The organism is Liquorilactobacillus uvarum DSM 19971 (assembly GCF_001434935.1).
Lineage (GTDB): Bacteria > Bacillota > Bacilli > Lactobacillales > Lactobacillaceae > Liquorilactobacillus > Liquorilactobacillus uvarum.
In genome coordinates, this window is the sequence record NZ_AZEG01000143.1 from 1 (window position 1) to 235 (window position 235).

The 235-nt window shown below is 37.9% G+C and carries 2 protein-coding genes; both read right to left on the bottom strand.

Annotated elements, in window-relative coordinates:
* On the bottom strand, positions 1-95 hold a 95-nt coding region (locus tag FD20_RS13215; RefSeq protein WP_157060950.1), incomplete at its 3' end, for an SDR family NAD(P)-dependent oxidoreductase.
* A gap of 31 nt (positions 96-126) precedes the next feature.
* Positions 127-235, bottom strand: a 109-nt coding sequence (locus tag FD20_RS12830) for a carboxymuconolactone decarboxylase family protein (RefSeq protein WP_162255672.1), incomplete at its 5' end; no start/stop codon positions are given.

Below are 235 nucleotides of genomic sequence, written 5' to 3' on the forward strand. Positions count from 1 at the left end.
CCAAGGACTACTTTATTTCCCTTTGAAGCTAACAACTTAGCCGTTGCTTCGCCGATTCCAGAAGAAGCGCCTGTAATCACAATAACTTTTGACATAAAGGAACCTTCTTTCCAAACTATTAAAATATTAATTCCAAATTTCTTTCGCTAGACTAAAAGCAGACCATGCCTTAGGCCAACCTGCATAGAAAGCCAGTTGAGTAATAATCTCAATTATCTCTTTTTTCGTTACACCG